Origin of the sequence: Pseudomonas sp. B6002 (genome assembly GCF_013385985.1) — a bacterium.
In the GTDB taxonomy this organism is placed as follows: domain Bacteria; phylum Pseudomonadota; class Gammaproteobacteria; order Pseudomonadales; family Pseudomonadaceae; genus Aquipseudomonas.
On sequence record NZ_JACAOY010000019.1, the window covers coordinates 105,529 to 114,718 of the forward strand.

General features: G+C 59.1%; 7 protein-coding genes. 4 read left to right on the forward strand and 3 right to left on the reverse strand.

Going from position 1 to position 9,190, the window contains the following annotated elements; genetic code table 11:
* Positions 1 to 11 precede the first annotated feature (11 nt).
* Positions 12 to 1,691 carry a Gldg family protein gene (locus HX792_RS23160; RefSeq protein WP_176998269.1) on the forward strand — a complete coding sequence of 560 codons (1,680 nt, stop codon included), beginning with the start codon at positions 12 to 14 and terminating at the stop codon, positions 1,689 to 1,691.
* A 4-nt stretch (positions 1,692 to 1,695) separates the two neighbouring features.
* Here the strand turns inward: HX792_RS23160 and HX792_RS23165 are convergent, their stop codons facing one another.
* The 3 genes from HX792_RS23165 to HX792_RS23175 form a co-directional block, all read right to left on the reverse strand.
* Entirely contained in the window at positions 1,696 to 2,004 is a 309-nt protein-coding gene (locus HX792_RS23165) for a class I SAM-dependent methyltransferase (RefSeq protein ID WP_176998270.1), read from the reverse strand.
* Between the two features lie 260 nt (positions 2,005 to 2,264).
* Positions 2,265 to 2,699: a DoxX family protein gene (locus HX792_RS23170; protein ID WP_176998271.1), complete on the reverse strand. Its 435-nt coding sequence runs from the start codon at positions 2,697 to 2,699 to the stop codon at positions 2,265 to 2,267.
* Between the two features lie 103 nt (positions 2,700 to 2,802).
* The gene (locus HX792_RS23175; RefSeq protein ID WP_176998272.1) at positions 2,803 to 4,224 is read right to left on the reverse strand and encodes a transglycosylase SLT domain-containing protein; all 1,422 of its coding nucleotides are present in this window, start codon (positions 4,222 to 4,224) and stop codon (positions 2,803 to 2,805) included.
* A 236-nt stretch (positions 4,225 to 4,460) separates the two neighbouring features.
* Here HX792_RS23175 and HX792_RS23180 point away from each other — a divergent pair, with 236 nt between their 5' ends.
* From HX792_RS23180 to HX792_RS23190, 3 genes are all read left to right on the forward strand, one after another.
* Positions 4,461 to 5,267 (forward strand): TatD family hydrolase, encoded by an 807-nt coding sequence (locus HX792_RS23180; protein ID WP_176998273.1) that lies wholly within the window; start codon positions 4,461 to 4,463, stop codon positions 5,265 to 5,267.
* A gap of 96 nt (positions 5,268 to 5,363) precedes the next feature.
* Positions 5,364 to 6,845, forward strand: a complete 1,482-nt coding sequence (locus tag HX792_RS23185; RefSeq protein WP_176998274.1) for a methyl-accepting chemotaxis protein — start codon at positions 5,364 to 5,366, stop codon at positions 6,843 to 6,845.
* 198 nt (positions 6,846 to 7,043) lie between these two features.
* Positions 7,044 to 9,190 (forward strand): DUF6531 domain-containing protein (locus HX792_RS23190; protein WP_176998275.1); only part of this gene is annotated, 2,147 nt, incomplete at its 3' end.

Sequence of the window (9,190 nt, forward strand, 5' to 3'; positions counted from 1 at the left end):
GCAAGTACGCTATGCATTCCACTCTTCGCTCAGGCGCCACACTGATCGTCATCCTGTTACTGTTCCTGGCATTCAACCTGGTGTGGATCGGTAAGATTCCCAACATCCGTTGGGACTTTTCACAGCAAAAAATCCACACCCTTTCGCCTGCTGCACGCCATTTGGTCACGACACTCGAAGACCCGGTGGATTTGTACTATTTCAACGCTCAACGCCATGAAAAAACAAACAACGATGAGAAACGCTACCGCCTGCGCGTGGAAGACCTGCTCAAGGAATACGAGAAAGCGTCGTCAGGCAGGATCAACCTGCACATCATTCACCCCGCCCCTTATTCCGAAGATGCCTACAAGGCCGCGTTATTTGGCTTAGACGAGCGACACGGATTCTTCGGCCTTATCGGCACCCGTGCGGGCCACGCCGCACAACGCATAGAAGCCTTCAACAGCGATAACGAAGCGCTGCTTGAATACGAAATCGGCGACTTGCTGCATAAGCTGTCAAACCCTGAGCGCAGGTCCGTCGGCCTATTGTCCGGATCCCCCATCGATAGATCCTCCGGACGCCTGCTCGCGCAACTAACGCGGCATTTCGACCTGAAGGAGTTGGCGCCACGCCTTGAGCGCGTGCCCCAAACCCTCAAGACACTGATGGTTGCCCACCCGGAAAACCTGCCAGAAAAAGCGCTGTATGCAATCGACCAGTTTGTATTGGGCGGCGGCAAGCTGTTGATGTTTACCGACCCCATGGGCAACACACCTTCCAATGCCATGGCATCGAGAGTCAGTTCAATGCTGACCGGCTGGGGTGTGCACATGCAGATCGGAGGGACAGTCCCAGATAAAACCTTGGCTAGTCCAACCCACCTGACCTTGTCTCGCAAAATGACAAACGTAAACGACATCAGCAGTGAGAATATCAACACACTCACAGTGTCGAGCAACGGCGCTTTATCACGGGCAGAGAAAAGCCGAACCCTCTTCACCCCGCTGCTACACAGTTCAGCGTATTCAACGGTGGTGAAAGTCGGCGGCAATACGCCTATTGAGGAAGCACCTGCCCGAGTGCAACGCGCTGTGATCGCAGCGCGTATCGAGGGGCCCGCTTACTCGGCGTTTTTGGACGGCGTTGAGAGACAGCCTACCGGCCTACAGAAAGCTTCGCAGATTCATGCGGTGGTCGTTGCTGATGTCGACATGCTCAGTGACGCGCTGAATAACCCAAGCACTAACGACAACACGCAATTTGTCCTCAACATCCTGGACAACCTAGCCACACCTGCGGCACTTGCCGACATTCGTCCCCGCAGATTGGCGGATCATTCACTGCACGTGCTCGAAGCCATGCGCGCAGACGCAGCAAAAGCCTATCAGGATAAGGCTGGCGAGCTGGAACGGCGCCTTGAGCGGACGGAGCGAGAATGGCAGTTGTTGCATCCGCAAGCCATGCTGCTCGACCCGCAGTCGATCGATACCGGTATCCAGCTGCAGGCACTCAACAAGGAGCGACTGCGCCTGCCCATGGAGTTGCACAGCCTGAAAGTCGAAGCCTACGCCCAGGTACAGCGCCTGGTGCTCATCATAAAACTGACATTGATCGCGGCCGTGCCGCTGGTGCTGTGCCTGATTGCCTGGGTACTGTTTTTGTACCAGAACCGTCGTCGAACCTTACCGCGTGAAGCCTTTGATTGACCACTCAGCGACGGGCGATCAAGCCTTGACGCGCGATGCGAACCAGCTGGCCAATCACCTCATCCGCCTCACGTGCGCTGGGTGCCTGGATCACAGCAAGGTCAAAGCTGTTGTTGGCAAAGCGGGCAAGGGAGTCGCCGTCCTCGACAAATTGGATCAGGAAGGCTGAGGGGCGCCCAGTACGACGCGGCCAGCCGTCCAGGTAACGCAATAGCGTTGGCTGGTGCTTGCCACCCAGGAGAATTTTAGGATTGCGTTGAGTCAGGTCCGCGGTGATCGGGGCCAGGCGTATCAGGGGGCGTAGTGCATTCATCGTGTCGTGTCTCTGCCTCAAAAGTCTGCGGGCAGGTGAGAGGCAACACCGAACCAGCGCTTTAGCGGTATTTCGAAGCCTGCCTCTGGGTGAGTGCATGCTTCTGTCAGGACTGCATCGAGTCCCGCTGGCGCCCCGCAATTAGCTGTTTAAATCGGCGCATGAGCAGCATCCTAGAGAAGCCAATAGGCCAGTGTCAAGAATCCCGAGAGACGAAAAGGCCCGCTCATGGCGGGCCTTTTGAGGTTTTTTGGCAGGTGTCAGCCGGCGATGGCCCGGTCGGCAGACAGCTTGCCTGCCCCTTCCAGCAATACCGCCAGCGAGCCACCGAGCAAGGCCAGGGCGAATTCGTAACCGTTGTTGGCCATGAACAGACCGTTATGAATATGCACAGAGAAGATCGCCACCAGCGACAGGATGGTCAGACCCAACGCCGCAGGGCGAACCAGCAGACCAATGATCAACGCCAGGCCAGCAAAGAACTCCGTACCACCGGACAACACTGCCATCAGGGTACCTGGCGCCAGGCCGATGCTTTCCATCCACTGCGCAGTCCCTGCGAGGCCGTAGCCACCGAACCAGCCGAAGAGCTTTTGCGAACCGTGGGCGGCGAAGATGATGCCGACAAAAATGCGCATAATCGTCAGGCCATAGCCAGCGCGGGTGGACAGGATGCTTTTGATCAGTGGGCTCATGGGGATAATCCTTTTCAAAGTAGGGGTGGGTTGGCCGCTATATTAATCAGATTAAACAATGATAAAAGCCGAAAAAATGCCTAATTCATATCGACAAATACGATCACTTGCGTGAGGCAATTTTCGGCGCTGGCGGCTCCAGGGACTCCCGCTCCCGATCAAACGCCAAGTAGTACTTGTTCACGCTATTAACATAGCTGACGCCGCCCATCCCCACTTGCTCCATGGCAATACGCTCGACCTGGAAGAACCACTGATTGGGGTTCAGCCCCCGACGCCGGGCCTCCGCGCGCATGCCCTGCACGCGCTCCGGCCCCATGTTGTAGGCAGCGAGCACAAACGCCATGCGCTCACGCTCGTTCAACTTGGGGCTGGCAAAGAACTTGCGCCGGATCATCGCCAGGTAGCGCGCACCGGCCTGCACATTGCTGTCAAGACTCTCGATATTATTGACGCCCACCCGCTGCGCTGCGGACGGCGTGATCTGCATCAGGCCGGTCGGCCCGCCACTGTTGCGCGCCCCCGGGTCAAACGCCGACTCCTTGAAGGCCAGCGCCGCCAGGTTCAGCCAGTCCATCCCCTGCTCGCGGGCATGCTTCTGCAGCACCGGGCGCAGTTTTTCCAGACGCTGGCGGTCGGCACGGGCCAGTGGGTTGCGGACCTGATAGAGACGACGGTAGATGCGTTGAAAGGCCACATCCTGGTCGGACGGCGTTCGATACGTCTTGAGGAAGCGGTCGATGCTGGCCCGCAGCATCGAAGCGTCCTGACGGACAAACCAATACTCGTCGCCCGGCTCGCTGATCGCCACCTGCCGGTCAAAGCGCAGCTTGGGCAGGATCTTCGACCAGCGCTCGGCAATCGGTTTTTCAACGATAGTCAGGTGGAAGATCCCGGCTTGCACCATCTCCAGCACATCTTCGACGGCCAGCGTTGGGTCGACCCATTCCACCTTCACCGGCGGTTGTTTGTGCAGGGCGAGCTTCTGGTTGACCTGGCTGATGGCATCCGCAGCCGCACTGCCAGTGGTCAGCGCCAGCGTGCGCCCGGAAAGTTGCTCGAGCTTGGTGAAGCGGCGCTCACCCTTGACGCCCACCAGCCACAAGGGCACATCACTGGCGATCGGGTCGCTGGTGCTGATCTTGTGGGCCGCCTTCACATCCAGCAATTCACCGGGGGCTACCAAGTCGCCTTCACCACGGGCCAACGCACCGAGCAGTTGATCCTTGGCCTTGGGAATGATCTTGAGGGAAATTTCTTCGCCATCACGGGCGTGGCCGTTCAGGTATTGCTCGAACGCACGCAGCCGGTGGTATTCGATACCAATGGCCTGGCCCTGGATTTCACCGGAGCTGTTGCGGCTCTGGTTGACCAGCACACGCAACGTGCGGCTGGAGCGGATTTGCGCCAGGTCCCGCACCTTGCCGGGCTTGGTCACTTCCAGCGGCCCGTCCAGACGCGCGACCGCTGCCATGGGCAGCGATAACGTCAGGCACAACATAAGCAACGCCGAGGGTCGGATCATCCGCTCTCCGGAAAGAATACTGGCCAACGCCCTCGCGAAAAACGAGACGCTGGGTGTCAGAAACAGAGCGCTTTATGCGCTGGCAAGGCGCGCAACGGTGGCACAGGGTAAGGCACTTGGCCAACCGCAATGTCACTTGCGACGTTCAAAGACAGCTATAACTCGTTGTAGTTCTTCGATTTTCTTATAAATCTACAGCTCTGATATGCTTTCCGACCGCAGGCGGAGGTAGCACCATGCAACTCATTGATATCGGCGTCAACCTGACCAACCCCAGTTTCGACGAGAGGCACCAGGCTGTTCTCGAGCGAGCCTACGCCGCAGGCGTGCAACAATTGGTGCTCACTGGCACCAGCGTCGACGGCAGCGAACAGGCCCTGGAACTGTGCGTAAAACTCGACGAAAGCGGCCAACGCCTCTTCAGTACCGCCGGTATCCACCCTCATTCCGCCAGCGATTGGAACGGTGACAGCGCTCAACGTTTGCGCGGTTTGCTCAACGAGCCTCGCGTGCGGGCAGTGGGCGAATGCGGGCTGGATTTCAACCGTGATTTTTCCCCACGCCCGCAACAGGAAAAAGTCCTCGAAGAACACCTGGCCCTGGCCGTCGAGCTGAAGCTGCCGGTGTTTCTCCATGAGCGCGATGCCAATCAGCGCCTGCTTGAGATCCTCAAGGACTATCGCGACCACCTCACCGCCGCCGTGGTGCATTGCTTCACGGGCGAACAACAGGCGCTGTTCAGCTACCTCGACCTCGACTTGCACATCGGCATCACTGGCTGGATCTGCGACGAGCGCCGTGGGACGCATCTGCACCCATTAGTCAGGGAAATTCCCCGGGGCCGCCTGATGCTGGAAAGCGATGCCCCTTACCTGCTGCCGCGCACCCTGCGTCCCAAGCCGAAAAATGGCCGCAATGAACCGGCTTATTTGCCCGAAGTGCTGCGCGAAGTAGCGTTGCATCGCAACGAAAGCGTGGAAGACCTGGCCCGGCACAGCACCGCCAGTGCCCGCGCCTTTTTTGGGTTGCCCAACGTGGATTGATGCGGCGCATTGACCCATGTCAAAACCGGTTTACTGAGTAGCGGCACAATAATGGCACCTTGCCAATGCTGTTTCCGCTATCAGAGAAAACCTTCCATGGGTGCCTGGCTTAGCAATATCTCGCTGAAATACAAATTCTGGGCCGTGAACGCGGTCGCCTTCATCACCACGTTGCTGTTGGTGCTGTACGCCGTGCAGCTCGAGCAACAGGCTCGCAGCGATGCGTCCCAGGCCTCGGCGCAGGCTCAAGGGCGATTGCTCGCCACCTGGCCGACCGACAAAGCGCTCCCCAAGGGCGAACATTGGCTGACGTATAACCGCGGCCAAATCCCACACCTGGCCGATCAAGATCTTTCAGCCTTGAGCAGCGCCAGCGGCTGGGTCGAGCTCAACCACATGCCGTTGCTGGGTGAAAACCCGCTGCTGGGCGCTGAAGTGATCAAGCGCGCAGACGGCCAGAATGTCGCCGTGCTGGCCTACGCGCCCAGCCTGAGCCAGGTGTTCAGTGATCGCTTTGCCAACTACGCCGTGGCCGTTGCGATCCTCATGTTGGCAATGCTCGGCGCCTCACAACTGCTGATCCGTTTTCTGCTCAGCCAGCTCAATACGCTCAAGGATGTGATGCTGCACGTGGAGAAAACCGGCGACTTGTCGGCCCGTGTACCCTTGGCGTGCAAGGATGAGGTCGGCCAGATGGCCACCGCCTTTAACGCCATGCAGGCCGGCTACCAGCGGGTGGTCAGCACCGTGGCACGCACGGCTCAACAACTGGACGACGGCGCCGCACGCCTGGCCAGCAGCATGAACGAGGTGCAACACGGCATGCTCGGCCAGCAAAGCGAAACCGACCAGGCCGCCACCGCGATCAATGAGATGACGGCCACCGTCTATCACATCGCCCAGCACGCCGGCGCCACGCGTGACCTGTCCCAGACTGCCGACACCCTCGCCGGCAGCGGCCAGGAAGTGGTCACGCGCGTACAGCGCTCGATTGCCGGGCTCTCCACCGGAGTACAGCAGACCGCCGAAATGATCCAGAAACTGGCCGAAGACAGCCAGAAGATCAACGGCGTGGTCGGGGTGATCCACAGCATCGCCGAGCAGACCAACCTGCTCGCCCTCAACGCCGCCATCGAAGCCGCCCGCGCCGGAGAAATGGGCCGTGGTTTTGCCGTGGTCGCCGACGAAGTGCGCAACCTGGCCAAGCGCGTGCAAAGCTCCACCGACGAAATCACCCGCATGGTCTCGGCCCTTCAAGCCGGCACCCGCGATGCCGTGGACTTCATGCAGGAAAGCTCGTTCAAGGCCGACGATTGCGTACAACAAGCCCAGGAAGCCGGCGCCGCGCTCGCCGAAATCACCGGTGCGGTCGCGCAAATGCGTGAAAGCAACACCCAGATCGCCGTCGCCGCCGAACAGCAGAGCCACGTCGCCGAAGAGATGAACCGCGCAGTAGTGAGCATCCGTGATGTCACCGAGAATACGGTGCAGCAGACCGTGGACTCGGCGACGACCAGTAATGAGCTGGCAACGTTGGCTGGGGAATTGAGTAAAGCGATTGGGCAATTGAAGCTGTAAGACTTTTTAACCTGTAATCCATCCCCTACGCCAAAGCCTCGGTTTACCCGAGGCTTTGGCGAATCTTCCTAGCATTCCTGGCGAATAACGCCGACTTCTTTCCCCCACCAACCTCTCCAAAGTCTCTCGCCTGATCAATCAGCGCGAGGGACCGCCAATGCACTTCTCTATGAATGCCCCACTTAAAGGGGCGACCTCTTGATTCCGGTGATTGCCAAGCTGGTCTTGGACTCCATGAATGCCAAGTCGCCGGACGTAGAAAGCGTCTTTCGTGATTTCCGGGAATGTCTGAACACCTTTGACGGCTGGGCGGAGCGCTTCTGGAGTGGCTCGGCGCTGGAAGTGGAGCAGATATTCAAGGTCGGTGACGAGGTCGCACTTGTCGCCCCGGTTTCCTCCAAAGCACCAAGTCCCACTGTCGGTATGTGCAAAGCCCAGGGTTCGCTAACACTGGTGCACATGTTTGAAAGCACGCAGTTCGTGCCGATCGGCAACACGCCCGTGACGCTCCAAGCCATCGCCCCGGATGGCACCCCAATCGGCCCTCCCCTTCATCGAACCATCGGTCCCAGCGGCATTCTTGAGGTCAAGGATTGCACCCGCGATCAGCATTACCAAATCACTTTTTACCCCAACGTTTCCAAGGCGCATATCCAGGCTCTGTATGCGTCTTATCAGACGGTGATTGTGGGGCTGGAAAGCCGTCTGCGAGCGGAATGGCAGAAGACCTTCAAGCCCCAATGGGATGACTTCGCCAAAGCCACGCCTTTCGAACGCAGTGCGATGCAAGGCCTGGCGTTCTCAACCGGCATTGCCCGGGCGCTCCACCACCTCTGGGACAACGTCACGCAACTTTACGACCTGCTGTTGGACATCCGGGCCAACAGCCAGAAGTTGCTGCACTACATCAGCCAGGGCGAACTCAACGAACTGCTGAAGCTGGGCAAGGACGCGATTGCCCGGGGCTTGTTGATACTCAGTGATGAGCCGCTGCTGTTCATCTATCTGTGCGCAATCGCGGCCTGGATACGCATGCTGCCGCCGCCGGAGATGTATGAGGTGGTGGGCGAAATCACTGGCGAAGTGTTGATCAACCTGCTGCTGATCCGGGCGACCAAAGGCATGGGCGTAAAGCTGCGGCTGGGTGTTCAGGTGCTGGGCGCGATCAAGTCCGGACGGGTGCGCAAGTGGCTTGAGAGGCTGGCCGAGCAGCTTGTTGGACCTCATTTGGAAACGCATGTCGAGGTAGCTAAACCTTTGCTGCTGGGGAGTGCAGCGACGCCGATCAAGATGATCCCCGATGTGCCGTTGAAGGCCGGGGGCAATCTGGTTTCAAACCCCGTCCCGGCGGTGCGGGAAAAGGCACAACGCACGGTGTTGGTCAGGCAGGAACAGGTCGATGACGTGCCGGCGTCGGGGAAAAACCAGAACGGCGATGCGGCGACCTGCTCGGCGACTACGTGTACTAACGGTTGTCCGGTGTCGATGGTTACGGGCGAGGAATTGCTCACCCTCACCGATGGCACGCTCGATGGGATATTGCCGTTCGAGTGGACGCGGCTATATCGCACCAGCGCCGTGGAAGTGGATTGCGGGTTGGGGTTTGGCTGGAGTCATGCGCTGGCGCATCGGCTGGAAGTTTCTGGTGATTCGGTGGTGTGGACGGATCATGAGAACCGCTCGACTGAGTTTCCGCTGCCCTCCTCCGCCCGCCCTGCGATCACCAATAGTTTGGCCGAGGCGGCGATTTATCTGGGGGTTTTGCCGGATGAGTGGGTGCTGGCGCAAGGCTCGCGTTTCTACCATTTCGTTAATGGTTTTCTGACAGCCATCAGCGATGCGTATGACAACCGGCTGCGTATTTCGCGTGACTTCAGGGGGCGCATTGAGCGGGTGGATAACGGCGTCGGGCGCTCGTTGTTTCTGCGTTATTCGTTGGGCCGCATTGTTGGCGTGGACTACCAGATTCATCGGGCTGAGGGACCGGGTGAGTTTGTCTGGGTTACCGAGTACACGGTTGTTTCCTACGCCTATGACGACCTTGGCCGGCTTATGTGTGCGACCAATGCTGTCGGTGAAAGCGAGGTTTATCGCTACGACGATCAGCACGTCATTCTTGAACGCCAGCTAGCCGGTGGAGCGAGTTTTTACTGGGAGTGGGAAAGGTCTGGCAAGGCGGCGCGCTGTGTCCGGCACTGGGCCAGCTTTTCGCAGATGGACACGCGCTATGCCTGGGATGACAACGGCCAGGTCACGGTGTTTAACGCCGATGGCAGCCAGGAAGTCTATGTGCATGACGGGCGTGCGCGGCTGGTGCAGCGCATTGATCCGGACGGCGCCGAGCA